Origin of the sequence: Pseudomonas furukawaii (genome assembly GCF_002355475.1) — a bacterium.
Lineage (GTDB): Bacteria > Pseudomonadota > Gammaproteobacteria > Pseudomonadales > Pseudomonadaceae > Metapseudomonas > Metapseudomonas furukawaii.
Genome location: NZ_AP014862.1, coordinates 5359691 through 5382984, shown reverse-complemented (window position 1 = coordinate 5382984; position 23294 = coordinate 5359691). Strand labels below are relative to the sequence as shown.

Sequence of the window (23294 nt, the reverse complement as noted above, 5' to 3'; positions counted from 1 at the left end):
CTCTCGCCTGTACGGGAGGTGGAGATCCTTGTGGACGGGTTGCGATCCTGCTCGCATCGCCCCATCGTCCACCGGGGCCGGTGCCCCTCACACCGGCCCCGATTTCTTTTCTTCTCTTCAGGCGCCAAGACCGCTGCGCATGCTCATTACGTAGACATCATGGATTGACCTGCCCCACCTCGAAAGCGCGGGTTATGTTTTCGGGGTGGAAACACCTCCAACACAGAGCCGCATCGAGGGGGACAGGTCATGAACGAGTTTAACCAGGTCTATGTAGGTTTGGACGTTCACCAGGCGACGATTGCTGTCGCGGTGGCACGGCCGGGGCGCGGTGAGCCGGACTATCACGGCACCATCGAGAACCGCGACAGCGCGCTGCGCAAACTGCTCAAGCAGCTGAGCCGGCAGGGCGAGGCGTTGAGCTTCTGCTACGAGGCCGGCCCCTGCGGCTACGGCCTTTACCGTGAGCTGACAGCGCTGGGCCATGGTTGCGTGGTGGTGGCGCCCTCGCTGATTCCGCGCAAGGCGGGCGAGCGGTTGAAAACCGACCGTCGGGACGCCCTGATGTTGGCGCGCCTGCATCGGGCGGGCGAGCTGACGGCGGTGTGGGTGCCGGATCAGGAGCAGGAAGCGATCCGCGACTTGACGCGCGCCCGGGAGGACATGAAGTCCCTGGAACTGAAGTGCCGGCAACGCCTGGGCGCGTTCTTGCTGCGTCATGGGCACGTCTATGCCGGTAAAAGTCGCTGGACCCAGGCCCATTTCCACTGGTTGGCGAGCGTGAAACTTGACTCGCCGGTGCAGCAGATCGTCCTGCAGGAGTACCTCGACACCGTTAAATCGATGCAACGGCGGGTGGCCGATCTGGAAGCGCAAATGCACGAAGCGCTGGCCGGCTGGTCGCTGGGTACGGTGGCGCAAGCCCTGATGGCGTTGCGCGGGGTGAGCCTGATCACGGCGATGACGGTGTTGGCGGAGTTGGGCGACCTCAGTCGCTTCGACTCGCCGCGCGAGCTGATGGCCTACCTGGGACTGGTTCCCAGCGAGCACTCCAGCGGTGGCTCACGCCGCCAGGGCCGCATTACCCGCACGGGCAATGGCCATGTCCGGCGGGTGCTGGTGGAAGCGGGGTGGAACTACCGTTTCCCGGCACGCAAGACACGCGTCATCGAGGCGCGCGCGGCGAAAACCTCGGCGGTGGTTCAGGCCATCGCCTGGCACGCGCAGATGCGCTTGTGCGGTCGTTATCGAGCGCTGCTGGCGGCGGGCAAGCTCAAGCAGCAGGTCACCACCGCCATCGCCCGGGAGCTGGCGGGATTCATCTGGGCCATCGCCTGCGCGGTGGCGGGCAAGGCACACGGTAGTAAGGCCGTGGCATGAACCCGCAGCAGTGGCTTCGGTTCAGGGGGTGGAGGGCCGGTGAGGAGAACCCCTGGCGCTCCTATGTGGCGTCCTCTGCGAGGAGGACAGACCCACGACCGTAGAGAAGGGCAGCTCCGCGACGAAGTGAAGTCAGGTCGGTAACCAACCCACGTATATCAGAGTGATCCACCGTCGCCTAATCGCCCTCCACCCCCTGAACCGAAGCCACTGGCGGAGAAGAACAAAACGAAAGAATAGACCCAGAGTTGACAGGTCAATCCATATCAGGAGCGGGCTCGCCCGCGAAGCTGTCCGCGCGTTCGCCGGCAAGCCGGCTCCTACGGCGAACCTGTTCGCTCATTTGCTGTAGGAGCGGGCTCGCCCGCGAAGCTGTCCGCGCGTTCGCCGGCAAGCCGGCTCCTACGGCGAACCCGTCCGCGCATTTGCTGTAGGAGCGGGCTCGCCCGCGAAGCTGTCCGCGCATTCGCCGGCAAGCCGGCTCCTACGGCGAACCTGTTCGCGCATTTGCTGTAGGAGCGGGCTCGCCCGCGAAGCTGTCCGCGCATTCGCCGGCAAGCCGGCTCCTACGGCGCTCGCTGCTCGATCGCGATCGACGACGCTCCTGATCGACGCCCACACATCGGCATCCTGCTGGGGACGTTCGAGGACGCGGGTATTACGCCATCGCCGGCTGTTGCTCCAGCAGCGACCAGCCGCCCTGTCCGTCCACCTCCAGGCGATGGGTGTGGAACTGGGTGAGGGTGGCGCGGTGGCCGACGCTCACCAGCAGGGTATCGCCCAGCTCTTCACGCAGCAGCGAGTAGAGGGCGTGCTCCAGGCCTTCGTCCATGGCGGAGGTGGACTCGTCGAGGAAAACGATGCGCGGCTGGTTGAACAGCACCCGGGCGAAGGCCAGGCGCTGCTGTTCGCCGATGGAGAGGATGCGCGTCCAGTCCTGGCTGAGGTCCAGGTGCTCCGCCAGGTGGGCGAGGTTGACCCGGCGCAGGGCCTGCTTCAGGCGTTCGTCGTCGGCCGGGGTGCTGGTGTTGGGGTAGGCGATGGCGGTGCGCAGGTCGCCCAGGGGCAGGTAGGGGCGCTGGGAGAGGAACAGCGCCTGGTGCCCGCCGGGGCGCTGGACCTTGCCCTCGGCGTAGGGCCAGAGGCCGGCCAGGGAGCGCAGCAGGGTGGTCTTGCCGCTGCCGGAGGGGCCCCTGATCAGCAGCGCCTGGCCGGGTTGCAGCGCGAGGTTCAGGTCCGCCAGCAGCCGGTGGCCGTCCGGGCGCAGCACGTCCATGCCTTCGATGCGCAGGCTGTCCGCCGCATCCTGGGTGATGACCCGGGGCAGCTCGCGGGCGTCCTCGTTGGCGTCGAGGAAGCCGGTGAGGCGGTCGAGGGTGGCGCGGTACTGGGCGAAGGTGTCGTAGGAGCTGCGGAAGAACGACAGCGAGTCCTGCACCTGGCCGAAGGCCTGGGAGGTCTGCATCACGTCGCCCAGCTTGATGGCGCCGCTGAAGAAGCGCGGCGCCTGGAGGATGAAGGGGAAGATCACCGCCACCTGGCTCACCGCCAGGTTGAAGCCGTCGAACTTCAGGGTCCGGTAGACCAGCGCCCAGACGTTGCCGATCAGCGCGGAGAAGCGGCCGAGCAGGGTGCCGCGCTCGATCGCGGTGCCCTGGTAGAAGGCGACGTTCTCGGCGTATTCCCGCAGGCGCATCAGGGCGTAGCGGAAGTTCGCGGTGAGCTTCTCGTTGAGGAAGTTCAGCCGGATCAGCGGACGGCCCAGGCGGAAGGCGATCCAGGTGGCGACTATCACGTAGATGTAGACGGCGAAGACCATGGCCCGGGGAATCTCCACGCCACCCAGCTCGAAGGGCGCCGACAGGCCCCAGAGGATGCCGGTGAAGGCCACCAGGGAGACCAGCGCGCTCACGGCGCCGAGCGCCAGGGAGACCGAGCCGTTGACGAAGGAATTCACGTCCAGCTCGATACGCTGGTCGGGGTTGTCCACCGGCTCGGCGAGGAACTGGCCACGGTAGTAGGCGTCGCCCTTCATCCAGTCAGCGGTGAGCCGGTCGTTGAGCCAGACCCGCCAGTGGATATTGAAGGCCTGGGTCACGTAGTAGGTGAACAGCGCCCGCAGCACGTGGATGGTGGCCAGCACCGAGAAGATCCCGAGGAAGTACCAGAAGGCCTTCTGGTCCAGCCCCTGGAGGGCGCTGTAGAAACCGTTGTACCAGAACGAGAAGAGCACGTTCATGCGTACCGAGAACAGGGTCAGCACCAGCAGCAGGGTGAACGCCAGCAGCGGTCGCCAGCTGCGTTTCGGGCTGAGATAGGGGCCGGCGATCTGCCAGAACTGGCTGCCCCAACGGGTGAACTTCACTGCTGCGGCACCGGCCGCGGCGAAGGCAACGATGGTGATCAGGGACGCGATGGCAAGCCAGCCGAGGCTTTCTTGCAGCGCCTTGCTCCAATCCATTTCCATGCTGGGTATCCGTGGTTCTTCAGGGGGATAGGGCGGGGATGCGCTTGCCAGGGACCGCGACGGGCCGCCGGCAGTGCGGGGCGATAGTAGCACCGCCGCATCCCTGGCCAGCAGTGAGACCGTCTTTGCGGCAGGGTGTTCATCTGGCTCGACATCGGGACGTTTGGGGCCGGAGTGGTCGGGAAGCGGCTCAGCTCGGCAAGAATCGGCGTGTATCCGGAGACGACTGAAATTCTGACGAGTCCTGGTGTGAAGTGCGGATCAATTGGTGCCGGTCAGATAGGGGGCGGTTCACATGTTCAATAAGCTTTTTCGCATTCGAAGAGCCGCCTGCTTTCCCGATCTGCGGCTGTCGATTTCGCCCCCTCCGCAACCGCTGCGCGGCTCAAGTTCCAGCCTGCAGCGGCTGATTTCCACTTATGGAGCAACAATGGCTCGTGTTCTTGGTTCGTTTATCGCTGCAGTGTGCCTGAGTGTTCAGGCCGTTAGCGCCTCGCCCGCCCACTGGTCCTATCGAGGTGACCAGGGGCCCGATCATTGGGGCGAGCTGGGGGACAAACTCTGCTCCACCGGGCAGATGCAATCGCCGGTAAACATCGATTGGCGTGAGGTGACCTCCCGTAGCGTCGACTCCGATGCCTTGCGCGTGGACTACCAGGTGCTGCCGATGGAGGTCCTCAACAACGGCCATAGCATCCAGGCAAAGCCGATGGGGGAAACCGGTTTGAGCTATATGGGGCGGCACTATCGTTTGATGCAGTTCCATTTCCATACGCCCAGCGAGCACCAGTTCGATCAGCGCGAGTACCCGATGGAGATGCATCTGGTCCACCAGGCCGATGATGGTGGTTTGCTGGTGCTGGGCGTGATGATCGAGCAGGGAGAGGCGAACGATGAACTGGCCGATCTCTGGGACGTCCTGCCCGAAGAAGAAGGGGGTGAGGCGAGGCTTGGCCTGCTGATGGCACCGCAGCTGCAAAGGCTGCTCCCCGCCACCGGGCATCATCTGTTCTATGACGGCTCTCTGACCACTCCGCCCTGTACCGAGGGCGTGAAGTGGGTGCTGTATGAGCAACCCATTCAGCTATCCGCCAGCCAGATCCAGCGATTCCGGGAGTTGTTCCCCGACAACCATCGCCCGGCTCGCGCTCTTGATGGGCGCGAGGTGGATGAGGACTGAAGCCGGGTGTCGGGTTGGATACGCCTTCGTCGAATGGGCGACGCGCGCCGCGATCTGCTGGCGCGTACCTTGTGAGGAAAGTCGGGCCCGCATGGACGCAAGGCCCGTCCCGGCCCTTGGCGCAGAAAACAAAAAACCCCGCACCAGGCGGGGTTTCTTGTGGGTAAGGCGTGCTTACTCGGCGCGAACGGCTTCGGCTTGCGGGCCTTTGGCGCCGGCAGTAACCAGGAAGCTTACGCGCTGGCCTTCGTCCAGGGACTTGTAGCCGGTGGACTCGATCTGACGGAAGTGAACGAATACGTCCGGACCTTGCTCAGGGGTGATGAAGCCGAAACCTTTCTCGGCGTTGAACCACTTAACGGTACCGGTTTGACGTGCGGACATGATGTGTCTCCAAGGTAAATTGAATGCTAGCCGGGCAACTTGCCAGGCCATGACTGTATGCGTAGTGAAGCGAGCCGAGGAGATGGAACATCGAAAGGACAGATCATCAAGCCGGTGCCGCGAGACTGTGCAGGCAGTGGCGGCAGGATACAGGGTCTGACGAGATTGGATAGCTTTTTCTTTCGGTTGCTGCGGTTTTTTGTTCGGATCGGGGACGGGCGGTCGATTGTTCACGCGGCTGGCGAGCGAGCCTGTATAGTCCCTCGTCCGGGCGCACATCATGACGCCCCGCGACTAAAAGGTGACGTTCATGTCCGATTTCGAGACGAACCGCGCAAGATCCCAACTCGATGAGCAGACCCGGGCGTTCCTTGAGAAGGGCGGGGCGATCACCAAGGTGCCTACCGGCAAGTCCGGCTGGGACCCGGACCGCAAGAAGTCCCAGTGGTCGAAGGCCCAGCCCAAGCCCCCCGCCAGCTGACAGGGGGCCACGGCTCCCGTGGTCCCGCCGTCCCCGCCGCCACTCAGCACTCCGGTGAATTGAACACCGGCGCATCGAAACCATCGAAGCGCAGGATGCCTTGCAGCGCGCGCTCCGCCGCGTGGGTCGCCTCGGACAGTTGCGCGAAGCTGGTGCCGTCATACACCAGGTGAAAACGTGCTTCCTTGCGCGGATTGCGCGGCTGGACCGCGACGAAGGCCAACGCATGGTCGCCGTTCATGCGCGCTTCGCTCCAGGCGATGTGCTCGGGGAATTCTCGTTTCATGGCCACCTCGCTCGAAGGTCGAAGGGGGTGAAAAATTTACTATCTACCCATAGAACGGCAATTACCCTGCCTGGGTGGAACTTTCTGACCGGAGGTCGCCGACGAGTGGTCGTTTCACGACTGCCGTGCCGTGACTGGGGGGAGGAAAAGGCGCAGGGCGGGTGAAAAAGGGGGCCGCAATCAGCAGGGCGGGAGCCTGAACACCATCCAGGGTGGTACTGATTGCGGCCCTAACTCGTTGATGATTTCAATTGCAATGAGTACTGAGCCTTGCAAGCCCATTTAACAGTCCGTGGTGCTGGGGAAGATATAGAACGAGTTCGGAAGTTCTCGTCAGCGCAGCGTTTCGCGTTCCGGCACCTGGCCCTGGAGTCGCGGCATGTCCTCGTAGCGAATCCACAGCGTGCCCTGCCACTCCATCAGGGTCAGCGGCTGGCCCTGCCAGCGCAGTAATCGCCGGCGCGGTTGCTGACCCGCCGTCCCTTCGCGGCTGAGGGCCGGCACCACCTCGTCGCTGATCCAGCGACGCAGCCCGCGATGTTCCGGGTGGTAGTAGTGCACCAGCAGCAGCTGATGCAGGCCGCTCTCGTTCACCAGCCGCTCCAGGCGGAAGCCGCCGTCCTCCAGGCGGATCACCTCGTCGCGCCATTGGTCCTCATCCAGCTTGCGGGTGAAGTCCGTGTCGGTGCGGATGCTGGCCAGCTTCGCCAGGTCGCGGGCGACGAACCAGGGGCGGTCGTCGATCAGCAGGGCGCGCAACGACAGGCGAAAGCGCAGGAAGCGCGTGGGGGTGAGGTAGTCAGTCATGGCGCACCTCCTGGCGGAGGCGGGGGGAAAGGGCGCCTTTGCGGCGCCGAGGCAGGGTTGGGGCTCTCATGTTCAAACTCCTTGTCTGGAACCGAGTAGCCGCCACCGTGAAGGAGGGTGGCGGACCGTGCAGGGTTAGAACCCCGGCCGCGAAGCCAACAACCGGATGGGCATGAGCCCACCCTGCACGGTCCGCCATAGACTGCCAGGGGCGGCGAGTCGACAGAGCGGCTCGCTGATCCTGCTTATGGCGCTATTGGCTTCGCGATACATCTACGGGGGTTCTAATCCCGGTCGCAGCCGAAGCCGCAACGGGGCGAGACGCTATCGAGGGGCCTTGTAGGACTGCAAGGCGGTTGGCGGGTAGGACTGTTCGTAGGGTGCGCTGCGCGCACCGGCCAGGTTCACAGGGGCACCCTGCTGGCGAAGGTTCAGCATCGCTCGACATCGGTTCGATTCGCGAGTCCCGGGCACCTACAGCCCGCCAAAAATCGTCCAGTACTCAGACGTTTCGAGCGCCTTTCCAGATTCCTCTGATTTCCCCACCCAAGCGTTATCGGCCTAGATAACCGCCGTCCCGCCGGCTTCCGGCTCCAACGACGAAGCCCGTTACCCACTCGCCCTGGAGCCGCGCCAGGGCCAGAAAGGAGACACTCGATGAGACCCGCCAACGCCAGGCACCCCGAAATCGTCGTACCCATCGCCCTCCAGCACACCCACGAAGCCGTCTGCAGCACGCCCTGGTTCGTCTGCGATACCGAGTACCGGCCCTGGCCCGCCAGCTACAAGCCCCTGATCAATGGCGAGGAGGCCTTTCGTGCGGTGCACCAGGCCATCGCCGAGGCCCAGCGCTCGGTCGACATCATCTGCTGGGGCTTCCAGCCCTCGATGCACTTCATCCGCGATGGCAGTGACGACCGCTGCATCGGCGTACTGCTGGAAGAGAAGGCCCGGCAAGGGGTGCGGGTGCGCATCCTGGGGTGGGAGATGCCGCTCAATGCGGCGGGGATGGCCGGTGAAGCCAACCTGCCCGGCAAGGGCGGTCTCGCCGACCGGGCAGGACAGACCTCCAGCGATGAGCAGTACGCCTACGACCGCCAGTGGTTCAAGCAATACGCGGTCGCCGATGACAAGGCAGCCGACTTGGCGGATGCCCATATCCCGCTGTTCGTCAGCCGTGACTTCAGCCTGTCCGAGCGTACGGAAATCGCCCACCAGCTCAAGCTCAGGCGCCTTGACCCGGAGCTGGCCAAGCGCTCCGCCTTCGTCATGCGTCACACGGTGACCCACCACCAGAAGTCCGTGCTGGTCGACTTCGAATTGCCGGAGCGGGCCATCGGCTTCGTCATGGGCCACAACATGCTCGATGAATACTGGGACACCGACCACCATTCGGCCCTCTGGCGGCCCGATCCCAAGCGCCCCGATGCGAAGACCCACGCCCCCAATCGTGGCCCCCGCGGGGCCTTGCCGCGCCAGGACATTTCCTGCCAGATCACCGGCCGGATCCTCAGGGACCTGCACCACAACTTCGCCACCGCCTGGGCCAAGGAAACCGGCGAAGACCTGCTGCGCTCACGCAACGCCTATGAGGTGGCCGTGCAACTGCAACCACGCACGGAATGCGGGACTGCGCTGATGGCCCAACTGTTGCGCACCCAGGCCCAGGAACGGGGCGGGATTCGCGATATCCAGGCGGGCTACCTGAAGGCCATCAACAACGCCACCCAGTTCATCTACATCGAGAACCAGTACTTCCGCTGGCCGCCCCTGGCAGAGGCCATTCTCGAGGCCGCCAAAGTACAGACCAACAACGGGCGCGATCCAGGCATACATGGCGCGTTGCACCTGTTCGTGGTCACCAATGTCACGGACGAAGGCATCGGCAAGGGCACCGTCAACACCCAGCGCATGCTGGAAAGCCTGGGACGGGCCGACACCATTCCCAAGGTCACCAAGGAGTTGCGTATCAAGCGAGCCGAACGGGACATGCCACCCAAGCCTCGCCCGGATGGCGCCAATGACTGGCATGGCAAACAGGAGCTGGCCAAGTGGCAGAAGGAGCTGGATGAGCAGATCAAGGAGATTGAAGACGAAGACCTGATCCCCGAGACACGCCCTGGCCTGAAAGTCCACGTCTGCTCCCTGGTGGCCCCCGATTCGCCGGCCGGCAAGCCCTGGGTACCGGTGTACATCCACTCCAAGCTGATGATCGTCGACGACGTGCTCACCACCCACGGCTCGGCCAACATCAACACTCGCAGCATGCAGGTGGACAGCGAGCTGAACATCCTCCACGAGTGGCACGAGGTGACCCAGGCCATGCGCCGGCGGCTCTGGAATCTGCATACCGCTGGCCAGGGTGTGCAGGACAATCCGAAGGATGCATTCAAGGCCTGGGAAGAGCTCATCAAGAAGAATAAGGAGCGCCAGTCAAAAGATCTTCCACCAGATACTCCTGTAGTGGAATTCCTCTACGACAAGACCACCCTGAGCAATCTCGACTGATGCGCACCCTACTCCTGCTGATGACCCTGCTGCTGGCCGCCTGCGGCGGCCATGGACTCAAACTGAAAAAGGACACCGCCGTGGACCCGCTCTCCCAGATTCGCGCCAACCTGGCCTTCACCTGCCGTCACGAGCGCATCCCCGAGGCCTCGGCCGACAGCGACCTGCTGTTCAAGTACGCCCGCTGGCAGCAGAAGCACAACCAGCTCAAGGAAGACCCGGCGGTGGACGCCGAGGTCGAACGCCTCTACCGCATTGCCGCCGAGCACCAGCACTACAAGGCCAGCATCAACCTGATCAACGGCGCCTTTCGTGGCCACTTCAAAGTGCGCGGCGAGGAGCGCTTGCGTCTGAGCCAGGAGCTGATGGATGCCGGCGTCGCCAGTGGCTACTACTTCGTTGGCCTATTCCTGCAACGTGGCTCTGCCGGCCTGCGGGAGAACCCGGAAATGGCCCTGCGTTATTACCGCAAGGCCGCCGACGAGGGCAGTGCACTGGCCCAGGCCTTGGTAGCGGACAAGTTGGCGCCTATCAGATTCGCACCGGATATCGCCCGGCAGATGCGGCGATGTGCGGCGGAACAAGGGCATGGCGATGCGGCGACGGACCTCGGCGTAGATTTAGCTGGGGATGGTCACTATCAAGAGGCAGTCGAAGCCTTTCAACTGGGCGTCGCAGCAGGCGATGAAACATCTGCAGGCTTTCTGGATGAAGGCTTTCGTGGCCCCACCCCAACGAACACTCTCCATTATCTAGGCCAAGAGAAAGACCTCGAACGCGCTGAACGCTACAAAGCAATCTGGAGCATCCTTGCGGACTACTCCTATGCCTCTCCCAAGGTCCCCGAGATCAACGACATCCTCCCGCTGCCCCCCGCCGAGCTGCCGCCCTGGGACGGCAAGCTCCAGTGGCTGGAGGAACGCAAGGCCAATATCCCGCCGCCCAAGCCCAGCGAGGCGCTGATCCACCAACTGGCCAGGGACAAACACCTCGATCCCGCCACCGGCCGCCCAACGCCGGAGTCCCCCCACTTCGTCTACCTGGATTCGCCGCCCATCTGCGTCAGCGGCGAGCCCTGCCCACGCGCCGGCTACTGGGAGGCGATGGATGTGAACTTCTTCTGGATCACCGTGAAGGACAAGGCCCGCCGCCGCTTCCGGGAGGGCGAGATCCTGCCGACACTGACGCTGGAGCGACGCACGGCCCGCCTCTGGCCACTGCCACCCAAAGTCACCGAGGGCCCGGAGCGGGTCAGGTGGAGGATGCTCGGTGAGGTCTAGAACCTGGGGGCTGGCTGTTCCGTTTGTGCTGCTGGCCGCCTGCGGCGGCCATGGACTCAAACTGAAAAAGGACACCGCCGTGGACCCGCTCTCCCAGATTCGCCCCAACCTGGCCTTCACCTGCCGTCACGAGCGCATCCCCGAGGCCTCGGCCGACAGCGACCAGTTGTTCAAGTACGCGCGCTGGCTGCAGAAGAACAACCAGCTCAAGCAGGACCCGACAGTGGATGTCGAAGTCGAGCGCCTCTACCGCATTGCCACCGAACACCAGCACTACAAGGCCAGCATCAACTTGATCAACGGCGCCTTTCGTGGCCACTTCACGTTGCGCAGCGAGGAGTTCCTGCGCCTGAGCCAGGAGTTGATCGACGCCGAGGTGGCCAGCGGTTACTACTTCATCGCCATCCTGCTGCAACAGGGGGCGGCCGGCCTGAGGGAAGACCCTGAAATGGCCCTGCGTTATTACCGCAAGGCCGCCGACGAGGGCAGCGCCCTGGCCCAGGCCTTGGTAGCGGACAAGTTGGCGCCAAGCGATATCGCACCGGATATTGCCCGACAGATGCGGCGCTGTGCCGCAGAGCAAGGGCACGGTGATGCGGCTTCGGATCTCGGTGTAAATCTAGTTGGAATTCGCCGCTATCAGGAGGCACTAGAAGCCTTTCAACTGGGAGTCGCAGCAGGCGATGAATCTTCTGCAAGCTTTCTGGAAGAAGGCTTTCGAGGCCCCCTCCCGACTGACACTCTTTACTACCTGAACCAAGAGAAAGACCTCGAACGCGCTGAACGCTACAAGACCATCTGGCGCATTCTCGCCAGAGCCTCCTACGCCTCTCCCAAAGTCCCCGAGATCAATGAAATAGTCCCGCTGCCCCCCGCCGAGCTGCCGCCCTGGGACGGCAAGCTCCAGTGGCTGGAGGAACGCAAGGCCAATATCCCGCCGCCCAAGCCCAGCGAGGCGCTGATCCACCAACTGGCCAGGGACAAGCACCTCGATCCCGCCACCGGCCGCCCAACGCCGGAGTCCCCCCACTTCGTCTACCTCGATTCGCCGCCCATCTGCGTCAGCGGCGAGCCTTGCCCACGTGCCGGCTACTGGGAGGCGATGGATGTGAACTTCTTCTGGATCACCGTGAAGGACAAGGCCCGCCGCCGCTTCCGGGAGGGCGAGATCCTGCCGACACTGACGCTGGAGCGACGCACGGCCCGCCTCTGGCCGCTGCCGGCAAAAGTCACCGAGGGTCCGGAGCGGGTCAGGTGGAGGATGCTCGGTGAGGCCTAGAACCTGGGGGCTGGCTGTTCCGTTTGTGCTGCTGGCCGCCTGCGGCGGCCATGGACTCAAACTGAAAAAGGACACTGCCGTGGACCCGATCTCCCAGATTCGCGCCAACCTGGCCTTCACCTGCCGTCATGAGCGCATCCCCGAGGCCTCGGCCGACAGCGACCTGCTGTTCAAGTACGCCCGCTGGCTGCAGAAGAACAACCAGCTCAAGGAAGACCCGGCGGTGGATGCCGAGGTCGAACGCCTCTACCGCATCGCCGCCGAACACCAGCACTACAAGGCCAGCATCAACCTGATCAATGGCGCCTTTCGTGGCCACTTCAAAGTGCGCGGCGAGGAGCGCTTGCGTCTGAGCCAGGAACTGATGGATGCCGGCGTCGCCAGTGGCTACTACTTCGTTGGTCTATTCCTGCAACGTGGCTCTGCTGGCTTGAGGGAAGACCCTGAAATGGCCCTGCGTTATTACCGCAAGGCCGCCGACGAGGGCAGCGCACTGGCCCAGGCCTTGGTGGCGGACAAGTTGGCGCCGATCGATATCGCCCCGGATATTGCCCGGCAGATGCGGCGCTGTGCGGCGGAGCAGGGGAATGGGGAAGCGGCTAGAGCACTTGGCGTTCATCTGTCCGTAGCACATAGCTATCAAGAGGCAGTGGAAGTCTTTCAATTGGGTGTCGCAGCAGGTGATGAAAGCTCAGCAGGGCGCTTGTGGAAAGCATTTGAGGGGCCGCCTCCGACGGACACACTCTACTACCTGAACCAAGAGAAAGACCTCGAACGCGCCGAACGCTACAAAGCGATCTGGAGCATCCTTGCGGACTACTCCTACGCCTCGCCCAAAGTCCCCGAGATCAACGATATCCTCCCGCTGCCCCCCGCCGAGCTGCCGCCCTGGGACGGCAAGCTCCAGTGGCTGGAGGAACGCAAGGCCAATATCCCGCCGCCCAAGCCCAGCGAGGCGCTGATCCACCAACTGGCCAGGGACGAACACCTCGATCCCGCCACCGGCCGCCCAACGCCGGAGTCCCCTCACTTCTCCAACCTGGATGAGCCCCGGAACCGAGGCTCGTTCAACGGTTTTCCTGCACATGAGAAGGCCCCGCCGGCGCGTGTCCGGCGGGGCCTTGCTTGGGGTCAGAAGGTGTTGGCGAGGTCGATGCCGGACTTGCCGGGCGCGAGGATGTTGTTCGGGTCCAGGGCGCGCTTGATGGCGTGCTCCACCTTGCGCTTGACCGTGCCGTAGCTCTGCGCCACCCGCTCCTGGAAGGCGGTGTTGACGCGGTACACGGCGTAGCCGTGCTGCTCGAACACGTCCAGCAGTTCGGCGAAGCAGGCGTTGGCGCGCTGGGTTTCCTCGGGGTTGGTGCGGTCGTAGAGCACATCGATCACGTGGTGCATGTCGCGCCAGCCGACGATGAATTCGCCGACGTAGTCCAGGCCGTGCTTGTTGAGGACCTTCTTGGCCAGCGCCTGCTGCTTCTCGCACTCGCTGCCCCGGGCCTGGCTGACCGGCGCGAACCACATGGAGCCGCCGCCCCCACGCCAGTTGTAGAGGCCGAACTCCTGCAGGTTGGGCACGCCGGACATGAGCTGGGCGCGGTACTTGAAGGGCTGGGTATCGCCGGCCTCCTCCTGGGTGACGATCTTGCCCTTGCCCAGTTGCTTGAGGGCGCCGGTGACGATCTTCCAGTTCACGTCCACCTGCTCCTGGGTGCCGTAGAGGGCGGCGTAGACGTTCCAGGCGCCGAGGTTCTTGTCCTTCTGGATCTGCTTGAGGATGGCGTCCGGGGTGGCGCCGGGCTCGGTGGTGTAGTCGCTGCGGCGGGTGTTGCAGGTGGAGGCTTCCCAGAGCACGCCGGCGATGACCACAGAGTTGGGGATCACCTGGGCGATGCGCAGCGGGCGGATGAATTCGACGATCTCGGCGATGTCGGACTCGTTCTCGAACTTGATCTCGAAGGGCTTGAACACCGGCGGCTTGGGCATCAGCCAGAAGCCCATCTTGGTGCAGATGCCGTAGTTGGCCTGGGTGAACATCCCGTCCAGGGTCGGGCCGTAGCCCCATTTGAAGACCTGCCAGGCGTTGTCGCCTTTCACGCCGCCCATGCCGGTGCGGTAGATGTCGCCGTTGGCCAGCACCACTTCCATGCCGCACTGCATGAGGAAGTGTTCGCCATAGGGGGTGTAGCCCACGCCACGGTCCATGGTGTTGCCCAGGGGACCGGCGATGGCCGAGGGCGCGGAAAAGGACAGCATCAGCGGCAGGTTGTTTTCCTGGATGTAGTCGTACAGCTGGCCGTAGGTGACGCCCGGCTCCACCAGGGCGGTGCAGAGTTCCGGATCGACGTGGAGGATCCTGTTCATCTTCTTCAGGTCGAGGATGACCTGGCCGCGCTGGCCGGGGGCCGCCGAGCCGTAGCCGAAGTTGCGGCCGGTGGAGATGGTCCACACCGGGATGCCGTGCTCGTTGCAGATCTTCACCACGCCCTGGACCTGCTCCACGCTGGTGGCGGTGACGGCGGCGGAGGGCGCGTGTTCGGCATTGTCCACGGCCATCATGATCTTGTTGTAGGGGATCAGCTGATCGTCCCTGACCAGGACGTTGTCCTCGCCCAACAGCGCGCGGAACTTGGCCAGGGCTTGCTGGAAGTTGGCGTGGTCGACGCCACGGGGAAGCAGGGTGCTTGGGGTTTGCTCGGTCATGTTCAGCTCCTTCAAGCCTCGATCGAGAACGAAACGAAATGGCCCGCCAGGGCCGGGTGGCGTTGGGCGATCCGGGGCGCTGGGGCGATGTCGGTGCCGCCGAGCCCGGCCAGGCTGTGGCCGAGGGTGGCGGCCCACTGGGCGCTGGCGTCGCCCCCGCGCGGCGCGGCGGCCAGGTTCAGGGAACGCTGGCCCTGCTGGCGCTGGGCGGTCAGGTCGAAACCGCCGCCGCAGGCCTGCAGTTGCCGGCCCAGTTGCAGGGCGCAGGCGTGGGCGCGCTCGGCGCTGAGTACCTGGTGGCGGGAGCCGGCGGCGCCGACGCTGTGCTGGCCGAGCCAGTGGATCCGTGCGCCGCTGCTGCGGGCCAGGTCGAGGACCAGCGCGGCGCTGGCGTCGTCCACCAGGCCGATGATGCGTTGCGGCTGGCCGCTGTCCAGGCGCCGCTGCAGGGCCAGGATGAAGTCCAGGCCGAGGTCGCTGTGCAGGGCATCGGCGTGGCGTGCCATCGGGCTGTGGCGGACGCCTTCGAGGAAGGCGGCGCCGGCGTCGCCCTTGACCAGTACCAGGGTCGGCAACGCCTGGGCCCGGCCACCCAGGATGGCCTTGCCGAGAGACAGGCTGGACGCGCCCATGGCCGCGCCGGCAATACCGCCCAGGGCCAGGCCCTTGAGCAGGGATCGACGTTCGATGTTCATGCCGGGCACCTCAGGGCTTGGCCGCCGGGGCGGCGGACTTGGCGATGTAGTCGGCGACCTGGCCCAGGGCCTTGTCGTCGATGAAGGAGGCCGGGAAGGCGGGCATGGCGCGGAAGCCGTTGCGGACCACCGCGATGCTGTACTGCGGCGGCAACTGACGGCCCTTGAGGTTGGGGCCGATGTTGGTTTCGTGGCAGTGGCCGCAGACCTTCTGGTAGACGTTCTCGCCGCTCTTCCAGACGCCGTCGCCATCGGCGAAGGCCTGGCCGGCGAGCAGCGCGAGGGGCAGGGCAAGGCAGGCGGCCAGGCGCGATTTCACAGCTCGGCTGTTGAGGAGTGAAGGCATTTCAGGCTCCGTTTCTTATTGGTGGGGTGCGGGTTTCGGGGCGGCCGTCTCAGAACGGATAGGGCCGCGGGCTGTGTTGCAGGGTGATCCAGTGGTCGGTGGTGAACTCCTCGATGGCCCAGTCGCCGTTGAATCGGCCGAGGCCGGAGTTCTTCTCGCCGCCGAAGGGGGCGTTGGGTTCGTCGTTGACCGGGATGTCGTTCACGTGGGTCATGCCGGCGTGGATGCGCCGGGCGAACTGCACGCCGCGCTCCAGGCTGCCGGTGAACACGGCGCTGGAAAGGCCGTACTCGCTCTGGTTGGCCAGTTCCAGGGCGTGCTCGGCGTCGCGGGCGGACTGGATGCCCACCAGCGGGCCGAAGATCTCTTCGCGGGCGATTTCCATATCGGCGGTGACGTTGCCGAAGACGTGGGGCGGCAGGACGTTGCCCTGGGCCTCGCCGCCCGCCAGCAGGGTGGCGCCTTCGGCCAGGGCGGTGGCGACCTTCTCCTTGAGGCCGGCCAGTTGCCGGGCGTTGATCACCGGGCCGACCACAGTCTCGGGCCTGCTTGGATCGCCATAGGGCAGGGCCTTGACGCGCTCGACGAAGCGGCGGGTAAAAGCCTCCAGCAGCGGCGCCTCGACGATGATGCGGTTGACCGCCATGCAGATCTGGCCCTGGTGGAGGAACTTGCCCACCACGGCGGCGTTGACCGCCTGTTCGACGTCGGCGTCGGCCAGGACCACGAAGGGGCTGTTGCCGCCCAGCTCCAGGGCCACGTGCTTGAGGTGCTCGCCGCCGCTGGCGATGCGGCCGATGCCACGTCCCACCTGGGTGGAACCGGTGAAGGAGATGAACGCCGGGATCGGGTGCTCGACGAAGGCGTCGCCGATTTCCGCGCCGGAACCCACCACCACGCTGAGTACCCCGGCGGGCAGGCCGGCTTCCTCGAAGATGCGCGCCAGCAGCAGGCCGCCGGTGACCGGGGTGTCGCTGGCGGGCTTGACCACCACGGCGTTGCCCAGCGCCAGGGCCGGCGCCAGGGAGCGGGCGGTGAGATGGAGCGGGAAGTTCCACGGGCTGATGACGCCGATCACGCCCAGGGGCACGCGGTAGACGCGGCTTTCCTTGCCGGGAATGTTGGAGCCGATGATGCGGCCGTGGACGCGGTTCGGCAGGCTCGCCGATTCCAGGGTGATCGCCCGCGCGGCGCCCCATTCGATCTGGGCCTTGATACGGGTGCTGCCGGATTCGCGGATGATCCAGTCGATGATCTCCTCACGGCGCTCGTCGAAGATCTTCACCGCCTCCAGCAGCACCCGGGCGCGCTCCGCCGGGGCCTTGGCCGCCCACTCCCGCTGGCTGTCGCGGGCCTTGCGGTAGGCCTCATCGAGGTCCTCGCGGCTGGCCAGGGCGATGCGCAGCAGCGGCGCTTCGGTGAAGGGGTCGACCACCTCGAGGGGGCGGCCGGTGCTCCCGGCGCGCCATTGCCCGGCGAGGGGTTGCAGGTCGAGGTTCTGGTAGGCAGGGCGGATGCTGTTCATGGGGTCTCTCTTGTTGGTTCCAGGGTTCGCCGGCTGGCGGCGACCACGCGCGGTTTTCCAGGGGCGTGCGAGGACGCGGGCGCGATGGCGGGCGTCAGCTCCGGGCGGGCGGAATGGGGGTCAACAACGAAGCGGCGGTGCCGGCGGGTGATGAAAGGCGCTGGGCAGGGGAAGAATGTTCATGGGCCGTAACCTGCGTTGTTGTTGTGGGCGATGCACGCAGTTGAGCCCTAAACAACTACCGTGCCAGCTTCCTGTGTTTCTGGTTTTTTCTTTTAAAACAAAGGCTTGTATTGATCGTTTGCCGGCGCGTGGAGGGGCCTTGGGCGGCGTTGGCAGGGGGTTGCGCGGAAATTTCTGCAGAGAAGTCTGCGTGTCGGCGAATCTTCCTCGCCTCGGTTGCCGGAGACTGTGCGGTTATCGAGTGGTCGCCGATTCAGCGGACGAGCCGGGCAATTGACCGGACTTTCGAGGCGGGCATACTGAAAAACTCCTTTCCTGCCTCCCGTCCATGACCATGACTCGCAAATCCCCGAGCAATCCCGGCCGCGCCATGGGGGATGATTTCCTCAAGCAGTTGCTTGGCCGACAGAAGCGCCTGATCGTCGACCGTGCCAACCAGTTCGGCAGCAGTGGCCTGCCGTCCGCCGAGCAGTTGGCCGAAACCGTCGCCTTCGCCCCCCAGGACGGCAATATCTGGCTCTGCGGCCAGCGCATGATGCTGTTGCAGGGGGCGGCCTTCGGCGCCATCCGCCGCGAGCTGGTGGAGGCCCTGGGGCTGGACAAGGCCCGAGGCCTGCTGACCCGCATCGGCTGGCAGGCCGGCGCGCGGGACGCCGCCCAGGTCAGCGCGCACTGGCCCGAGGGCGATCACGCCAGCCTCTACAGCGCCGGCCCGCGCCTGCACATGCTGGAGGGCATGGTGAACGTGGAGGTGGTGCGCTTCGACATCGACTCCAGCGTCGGGCACTTCTACTCGGAGTTCTTCTGGCACAACTCCCTGGAAGCGGACGAGCACATCGCCGCCTACGGGCTGGGCAGCGAGCCGGGCTGCTGGATGGAGGTGGGCTACGCCAGCGGCTACGCCTCGTCCCTGCTGGGGCGGCTGGTGGTGTTCCGCGAGCAGGAGTGCCGTTGCATGGGGCATTCGGCCTGCCGCATCGTCGGCAAGCCGGCCGAGCAATGGGACGATATCGACCTCGACCTGGCCCATCTGGATGCCCTGGATTTCCTCAGTCGCAGCACCTATGGCTCGGATGAGGAAACCCGCATGGCCGAACTGCCGGAGCCCGCCGATGACCGGGCCATGGTGGGCATTTCCGCCGCCTTCGTCGCCGCCAGCCAGCAGCTCTACCGCGTGGCGCCGACCCAGGCCACGGTGCTGCTGACCGGCGAATCCGGGGTGGGCAAGGAACTCTTCGCCCGCTCCCTGCACCAGGCCAGCCCGCGTGCCGGCACGCCCCTGGTGGCGCTGAACTGCGCGGCCCTGCCGGAGACGCTGCTGGAGGCGGAACTGTTCGGCGTGGAGCGTGGCGCCTTCACCGGCGCCGACCGCTCCCGGCCCGGGCGCTTCGAACGGGCCAGGGGCGGCACCCTGTTCCTCGATGAAATCGCCACCCTGAGCCTCAGCGCCCAGAGCAAGATCCTGCGGGTGCTGCAGGAGGGCGAGATCGAGCGGGTGGGCGGCACGACGCCGATCCCCGTGGATGTGCGGGTGATCGCCGCGACCAACCTCGACCTGCGCCGGGAAGTGGAGGCCGGGCGCTTTCGCGAGGACCTGCTGTACCGGCTGAACGTCTTCCCCATCCACCTGCCGCCGCTGCGGGAGCGCCGCGAGGATATCCCGCTGCTGATGAGCTACTTCCTGCGCAAGTTCAGTGCCCGTCACGGACGCAAGCCCCTGGGCTTCAGCACCCGGCTGGTGAACGCCCTGCTCACCTACCGCTTCCCGGGGAACATCCGCGAGTTGCAGAACCTCATCGAGCGGGGCGTGATCGCCGCCGGCGACGGTGAGCTGATGGACCTGGTGCACCTGGCCGAGGCCGGGGAACCGCTGCGTTCCTGCGGTATCGGCCTGACGGCCGAAGGAAAGCTGGATGGGCTGTCCGAGAAGCCGCAGACGGCCGCGACAAGCACCACGCAGGAGGTGGGGATCGAACCGGAGCTCGCCAATCTTCAGGCGTTTCTCAGTGGCCGCGAGCGGGTGCTCGGCACCTCCCTGAAAGAGATCGAGCAGCGCCTGGTGCAACTGGCGCTGGAGCGCAGCGGCGGCAACCTCACCGCCGCCGCGCAGATGCTGGGCATGAGCCGGGCGCAGATCAGCTACCGGCTCAAGGGCGAGTGAGCGCAGCGAAACCCATCAACCACGGCCCGCATGGATTTCGTCCCTCAGCCCATCCGGGGCTCATCCCTCTCGTAGGATGCGGTAGAGCGAAGCGAAACCCATCAACCACGGGTCGCATGGGTTTCGTGCCTCAACCCCTCCTACGGCTGCGGGGCCTTGCCCGGATGATCGGCTCCGTTCAGAGCGGCATGGTGAACTTCAGCCAGTAGGTCTGGCCTTCCGCGCGGTTGCGCACGCCGCTTTCGTCCTGCCACTTGGCGCTGAGGAACCAGCCCTCGCCGGTGTACTGCACGGCCGGGCCGATGGAGAAGCTGCGGCCTCGGTTGCCGTCGTTGGCGTCCACCAGGGCGGCGGAGGCGCAGTTGGACGCGCTGCACTTGTCGTCGCTGATCTGTTGGTAGGCGTGCCCGCCCACGCCGACCACCCAGCCGTTGCCCAGGCCCCAGCCGAGGGTGTAGTCGGCGTGCAATTCGCGGCCGGACTGGTAGTGGGTGTCGCGGTTCTCGAAGTTGTAGTCGTGCATCAGGCGCACGTCGGCGTTGAAGCCGGCAGGGTCGGTGTAGGTCAGCGCATACACCGCCTGCACCGTGTAGGTGTTGTTGCCGAGGTTGACCAGGTCGTCCCTGTCGTAGCTGCCGGTGGGCAGCACGAAGTCGATGCCCACCGCGCTGTGCAGCTTCTCGCTGTGGTGGAAGCCGATGACCGGGCCGAGGTGGGCGTCGCCGATGCCGCGCTTGTGGTCGTGGGGGCCGTTCTTGACGTTCAGGCGGATGTCGTTCAGGGGCAGCAGGGCGTGGAAGCCGAGGTTGCCGCCGAGCACCTGCTGCTCGGTCACCCAGACGAAGCGCGGGACGATGGTGGTGGCGCGCAGGTCGATATCGGCGGCCTTCCTGCCTGCGTCATCGCGCAGGGAGTCGGCCAGGTAGTTGCCGACGAACACCTGCCCGTAGGTGCCGGGCGGCGGCAGGATGCCCATGCCGTAGATCTCGATGCCCATGGGCCAGGAGGACAGGCCGCCCTCGGTGGCGGAGGCGGTGGTGCCGAGCATCAGGCTGGCGGTGCAGGCAAGCAAGGAGGTGCAAAGGACGTTCTTGTTCATGGTGGACAGCCTTGTTGTTGTTGGAGGCGCTCACGGTCCGGCCGTGGCTGGGGCTGCCCTAAACAATTTGCATGCCAGCGGTTGTTTCATGGTTTTTGGCGATGATGCGCGCATGATCGCGTTCATTTGTCGGTATCGATCACGCCCTGCCGACCACGCGGCGGCAAGCTGTTAAGAAAATTCCGCAGGCTGGAGAAATCTCGACGCTAGCGTTCCTCTTTCCCCTGGCCGTTCTCGCGACGGAAGGCGTTGGGCGACTGGCCGCTCAAGCGGCGGAAGAAGCGGGAGAAGTAGGTGGGGTCGCTGAAACCGAGCCGGTCCGAGACCTGGGCGATGGTCATGTTGGTGTAGATGAGGTTGCGCCGGGCCTCCAGCAGCAGGCGCTGGTGGATGATCTGCAGCGCGCTCTGGCCGGCCAGCCGGCGGCACAGGGTATTGAGGTGGACGCTGGAGAGGTCCAGGCGATGGGCGAAGGCTTCCACCGTGAGGTGCTCGCGGTAGTGCCGTTCCACCAGCTTGATGAAGCGCCCCAGCAACTGGCGATTGCGCTCGTCGCGGCCGCTGGGGGGCGTGTTCTGCTGGCTGCGCCGGGTGATCCAGACCATCAGCACATTGACCAGGGAGTCCAGCACCAGGTCGCGTGAGGCGGCGCTGCCCTCGTACTCCTGCAGCAGCGCGGCGAACAGGGTGTTGATGTAGCGGCGGTCGCGCCCCACCGGGTAGCAGCCGGAGGAGGCCAGCACCGCCAGGGGGGCGCCCAGCCGCTCCTCCAGGCGCTCCACCAGGGGCGCGCCGAGGGTGAGGACGAAGCCCTCGATGTTCTCGGAGAACTGGAAGCCGTGGACGCACAGCGGCGGCGTCACCTGGATCGAGGGTTCGGTGATTTCGCTGCGCCGGCCCTCCACCTCCACCACCGCCTGTCCGCGCTGCACGTAGAGCAGCTGGAACAGGTCGGCGTGGCTGTGGGGCTTGATCTCCCAGTGGTGCAGGCTGCTGCGCTTGGGGATGGATTCGCAGTGCAGCAGGTCCGGGGTCGGCCAGGCCTGGTTTTCGCCATAGAGCTTGAATACGGGAACGCCTGGGATGCGGGTCGTCATGGGTTGGCCGGGTGCGTATGGGGATGGTCAGGAGTTGATCGATAATCGGACGTTGTTTTCAAAAGTGCAATTACTGGTGTGGATATCACCTTCTTTTTCGATTTCCGTCAGCAAAAATGCAGGGGAGTCCAAACCCACCCGTTCGCGACCGCTGCCAGCCACAAGGTCGCGACGCACCATGAGAGACAAGAACAATGAAAACCCAGGTTGCCATTATCGGTGCCGGTCCTTCCGGCCTGCTGCTCGGTCAATTGCTGCACAAGGCGGGTATCGACACCCTCATCGTCGAGCGCCAGAGCCCTGAGTACGTGCTCGGCCGCATCCGCGCCGGCGTGCTGGAACAGGGCACCGTGGACATGCTCCGCGAGGCGGGCGTGAGCGAGCGCATGGACGCCGAGGGCCTGGTACACCACGGCGTCGAGCTGGTGTTCGATGGCAAGCGGGTGCCGGTCCACCTCACCGAGCTGACCGGTGGCAAGAGCGTGATGGTCTACGGCCAGACCGAAGTCACCCGCGACCTGATGGACGCCCGGGCCGCCAGCGGCGCCCCCATCGTCTACTCCGCCAGCAACGTGGAGCTGCATGAACTCAAGGGCGAGCGCCCCTACGTGACCTTCGAGAAGGACGGCGAGCGGGTGCGCGTCGACTGCGACTACATCGCCGGCTGCGACGGCTTCCACGGCGTGTCGCGCAAGAGCATCCCGGAAGGCGTGCTGACCGAGTACGAGCGCGTCTATCCCTTCGGCTGGTTGGGCCTGCTCTCCGACACCCCGCCGGTGCATGAGGAACTCATCTACGCCCACCACGAGCGCGGCTTCTCCCTGTGCAGCCAGCGTTCCCTCACCCGCAGCCGCTACTACTTGCAGGTGCCGCTGACCGACAAGGTGGAGGACTGGTCCGACGAGCGCTTCTGGAACGAGCTGAAGGCGCGCCTGCCCGAGGACGTGGCGGACAAGCTGGTGACCGGCCCGTCCCTGGAGAAGAGCATCGCGCCCCTGCGCAGCTTCGTGGTCGAGCCCATGCAGTACGGCCATCTGTTCCTGGTGGGTGACGCCGCCCACATCGTGCCGCCCACCGGCGCCAAGGGCCTGAACCTGGCGGCTTCCGACGTCTGCTACCTCTACCGCATCCTGGTGAAGGTGTACCGCGAAGGCCGTACCGACCTGCTGGAGAAATACTCCGAACTGGCCCTGCGCCGGGTGTGGAAAGGCGAGCGCTTCAGCTGGTTCATGACCAACCTGCTGCACGACTTCGACGGCCACAAGGACGCCTGGGACCAGAAGATGCAGCAGGCCGACCGCGAGTACTTCCTCGGTTCCCACGCGGGCCTGGTGAACATCGCCGAGAACTACGTGGGCCTGCCCTACGAAGACGTGGAATAACCGCGCCGCTCCCTGGCGGACGTCACCCGTGCGGTCGAATCAGGGCTGGACGAG

19 protein-coding genes are annotated in these 23294 nt (G+C 65.3%); 9 read left to right on the top strand and 10 right to left on the bottom strand.

What is annotated here, in order from left to right:
- The first annotated feature begins 249 nt into the window (after positions 1-249).
- Positions 250-1380, top strand: coding sequence for an IS110 family RNA-guided transposase (locus KF707C_RS25015; RefSeq protein WP_096368012.1), 1131 nt, complete (start codon positions 250-252; stop codon positions 1378-1380).
- A gap of 658 nt (positions 1381-2038) precedes the next feature.
- Here KF707C_RS25015 and KF707C_RS25010 read toward each other — a convergent pair.
- Positions 2039-3847: an ABC transporter ATP-binding protein/permease gene (locus KF707C_RS25010; RefSeq protein ID WP_003448607.1), complete on the bottom strand. Its 1809-nt coding sequence runs from the start codon at positions 3845-3847 to the stop codon at positions 2039-2041.
- Between the two features lie 295 nt (positions 3848-4142).
- On the opposite strand from KF707C_RS25010, the gene KF707C_RS25005 reads away from it, so the two are divergent.
- Positions 4143-5027 (top strand): carbonic anhydrase, encoded by an 885-nt coding sequence (locus KF707C_RS25005; protein WP_192817688.1) that lies wholly within the window; start codon positions 4143-4145, stop codon positions 5025-5027.
- A gap of 174 nt (positions 5028-5201) precedes the next feature.
- Here KF707C_RS25005 and KF707C_RS25000 read toward each other — a convergent pair whose 3' ends face one another.
- Entirely contained in the window at positions 5202-5411 is a 210-nt protein-coding gene (locus KF707C_RS25000; protein WP_003448611.1) for a cold-shock protein, read from the bottom strand.
- Positions 5412-5721: 310 nt separating this feature from the next.
- Here KF707C_RS25000 and KF707C_RS29500 point away from each other — a divergent pair, with 310 nt between their 5' ends.
- Positions 5722-5892, top strand: coding sequence for a hypothetical protein (locus tag KF707C_RS29500; RefSeq protein ID WP_003448613.1), 171 nt, complete (start codon positions 5722-5724; stop codon positions 5890-5892).
- A 43-nt stretch (positions 5893-5935) separates the two neighbouring features.
- Here KF707C_RS29500 and KF707C_RS24995 read toward each other — a convergent pair whose 3' ends face one another.
- A complete protein-coding gene (locus tag KF707C_RS24995; RefSeq protein ID WP_003448614.1) occupies positions 5936-6178 on the bottom strand; it encodes a hypothetical protein in 243 nt (80 codons plus the stop codon).
- 333 nt (positions 6179-6511) lie between these two features.
- Positions 6512-6985: a BRO-N domain-containing protein gene (locus tag KF707C_RS24990; protein ID WP_003448615.1), complete on the bottom strand. Its 474-nt coding sequence runs from the start codon at positions 6983-6985 to the stop codon at positions 6512-6514.
- A 657-nt stretch (positions 6986-7642) separates the two neighbouring features.
- Here KF707C_RS24990 and KF707C_RS24985 point away from each other — a divergent pair.
- The 4 genes from KF707C_RS24985 (at position 7643) to KF707C_RS24970 (ending at position 13292) form a co-directional block, all read left to right on the top strand.
- Positions 7643-9493: a phospholipase D-like domain-containing protein gene (locus KF707C_RS24985; RefSeq protein ID WP_003448617.1), complete on the top strand. Its 1851-nt coding sequence runs from the start codon at positions 7643-7645 to the stop codon at positions 9491-9493.
- Positions 9493-10773, top strand: a complete 1281-nt coding sequence (locus KF707C_RS24980) for an SEL1-like repeat protein (protein WP_096368063.1) — start codon at positions 9493-9495, stop codon at positions 10771-10773. Before KF707C_RS24985 ends, KF707C_RS24980 begins: the two co-directional genes overlap by 1 nt.
- Positions 10763-12052, top strand: a complete 1290-nt coding sequence (locus tag KF707C_RS24975) for an SEL1-like repeat protein (RefSeq protein ID WP_331251401.1) — start codon at positions 10763-10765, stop codon at positions 12050-12052. The genes KF707C_RS24980 and KF707C_RS24975 overlap by 11 nt, the downstream gene beginning before the upstream one ends.
- A gap of 79 nt (positions 12053-12131) precedes the next feature.
- On the top strand, positions 12132-13292 hold the full coding sequence (locus tag KF707C_RS24970) for an SEL1-like repeat protein (protein WP_231992292.1): 1161 nt from the start codon (positions 12132-12134) through the stop codon (positions 13290-13292).
- On the opposite strand, the gene KF707C_RS24965 is transcribed toward KF707C_RS24970, so the two are convergent.
- The 4 genes from KF707C_RS24965 to pchA are packed head-to-tail and all read right to left on the bottom strand — an operon-like array spanning position 13184 to position 17318.
- Positions 13184-14752 (bottom strand): FAD-binding oxidoreductase, encoded by a 1569-nt coding sequence (locus KF707C_RS24965; RefSeq protein WP_003457371.1) that lies wholly within the window; start codon positions 14750-14752, stop codon positions 13184-13186. The genes KF707C_RS24970 and KF707C_RS24965 overlap by 109 nt on opposite strands.
- Positions 14753-14763: 11 nt before the next feature.
- Positions 14764-15447 (bottom strand): hypothetical protein, encoded by a 684-nt coding sequence (locus KF707C_RS24960; protein WP_003457367.1) that lies wholly within the window; start codon positions 15445-15447, stop codon positions 14764-14766.
- A gap of 10 nt (positions 15448-15457) precedes the next feature.
- Positions 15458-15793 (bottom strand): c-type cytochrome, encoded by a 336-nt coding sequence (locus KF707C_RS24955; protein WP_036994485.1) that lies wholly within the window; start codon positions 15791-15793, stop codon positions 15458-15460.
- Positions 15794-15842: 49 nt separating this feature from the next.
- Positions 15843-17318, bottom strand: coding sequence for a 4-hydroxybenzaldehyde dehydrogenase (gene pchA / locus KF707C_RS24950; RefSeq protein WP_003457363.1), 1476 nt, complete (start codon positions 17316-17318; stop codon positions 15843-15845).
- A gap of 517 nt (positions 17319-17835) precedes the next feature.
- On the opposite strand from pchA, the gene KF707C_RS24945 reads away from it, so the two are divergent.
- The gene (locus KF707C_RS24945) at positions 17836-19662 is read left to right on the top strand and encodes a sigma-54-dependent Fis family transcriptional regulator (protein WP_036994494.1); all 1827 of its coding nucleotides are present in this window, start codon (positions 17836-17838) and stop codon (positions 19660-19662) included.
- Positions 19663-19840: 178 nt separating this feature from the next.
- Here the strand turns inward: KF707C_RS24945 and KF707C_RS24940 are convergent, their stop codons facing one another.
- Positions 19841-20761, bottom strand: a complete 921-nt coding sequence (locus KF707C_RS24940) for a SphA family protein (RefSeq protein ID WP_003457360.1) — start codon at positions 20759-20761, stop codon at positions 19841-19843.
- Positions 20762-20967: 206 nt separating this feature from the next.
- Positions 20968-21858 carry a helix-turn-helix domain-containing protein gene (locus tag KF707C_RS24935; protein ID WP_003457358.1) on the bottom strand — a complete coding sequence of 297 codons (891 nt, stop codon included), beginning with the start codon at positions 21856-21858 and terminating at the stop codon, positions 20968-20970.
- A 194-nt stretch (positions 21859-22052) separates the two neighbouring features.
- Here KF707C_RS24935 and pobA point away from each other — a divergent pair, with 194 nt between their 5' ends.
- On the top strand, positions 22053-23240 hold the full coding sequence (pobA, locus tag KF707C_RS24930; protein WP_003457356.1) for a 4-hydroxybenzoate 3-monooxygenase: 1188 nt from the start codon (positions 22053-22055) through the stop codon (positions 23238-23240).
- The last annotated feature ends 54 nt before the right edge of the window (positions 23241-23294 follow it).

Bases quoted from the DNA above. Each gene is read 5' to 3' on its own strand.
- KF707C_RS24965 (WP_003457371.1), bottom strand. From the start codon at position 14,752: ATGACCGAGCAAACCCCAAGCACCCTGCTTCCCCGTGGCGTCGACCAC.
- KF707C_RS24935 (WP_003457358.1), bottom strand. From the start codon at position 21,858: ATGACGACCCGCATCCCAGGCGTTCCCGTATTCAAGCTCTATGGCGAA.
- KF707C_RS25015 (WP_096368012.1), top strand. From the start codon at position 250: ATGAACGAGTTTAACCAGGTCTATGTAGGTTTGGACGTTCACCAGGCG.
- KF707C_RS24990 (WP_003448615.1), bottom strand. From the start codon at position 6,985: ATGACTGACTACCTCACCCCCACGCGCTTCCTGCGCTTTCGCCTGTCG.
- KF707C_RS24960 (WP_003457367.1), bottom strand. From the start codon at position 15,447: ATGAACATCGAACGTCGATCCCTGCTCAAGGGCCTGGCCCTGGGCGGT.
- KF707C_RS24980 (WP_096368063.1), top strand. From the start codon at position 9,493: ATGCGCACCCTACTCCTGCTGATGACCCTGCTGCTGGCCGCCTGCGGC.
- KF707C_RS29500 (WP_003448613.1), top strand. From the start codon at position 5,722: ATGTCCGATTTCGAGACGAACCGCGCAAGATCCCAACTCGATGAGCAG.
- KF707C_RS25005 (WP_192817688.1), top strand. From the start codon at position 4,143: ATGTTCAATAAGCTTTTTCGCATTCGAAGAGCCGCCTGCTTTCCCGAT.
- KF707C_RS25010 (WP_003448607.1), bottom strand. From the start codon at position 3,847: ATGGAAATGGATTGGAGCAAGGCGCTGCAAGAAAGCCTCGGCTGGCTT.
- KF707C_RS24940 (WP_003457360.1), bottom strand. From the start codon at position 20,761: ATGAACAAGAACGTCCTTTGCACCTCCTTGCTTGCCTGCACCGCCAGC.
- pobA (WP_003457356.1), top strand. From the start codon at position 22,053: ATGAAAACCCAGGTTGCCATTATCGGTGCCGGTCCTTCCGGCCTGCTG.
- KF707C_RS25000 (WP_003448611.1), bottom strand. From the start codon at position 5,411: ATGTCCGCACGTCAAACCGGTACCGTTAAGTGGTTCAACGCCGAGAAA.
- KF707C_RS24985 (WP_003448617.1), top strand. From the start codon at position 7,643: ATGAGACCCGCCAACGCCAGGCACCCCGAAATCGTCGTACCCATCGCC.
- KF707C_RS24995 (WP_003448614.1), bottom strand. From the start codon at position 6,178: ATGAAACGAGAATTCCCCGAGCACATCGCCTGGAGCGAAGCGCGCATG.
- KF707C_RS24955 (WP_036994485.1), bottom strand. From the start codon at position 15,793: ATGCCTTCACTCCTCAACAGCCGAGCTGTGAAATCGCGCCTGGCCGCC.
- pchA (WP_003457363.1), bottom strand. From the start codon at position 17,318: ATGAACAGCATCCGCCCTGCCTACCAGAACCTCGACCTGCAACCCCTC.
- KF707C_RS24945 (WP_036994494.1), top strand. From the start codon at position 17,836: ATGACTCGCAAATCCCCGAGCAATCCCGGCCGCGCCATGGGGGATGAT.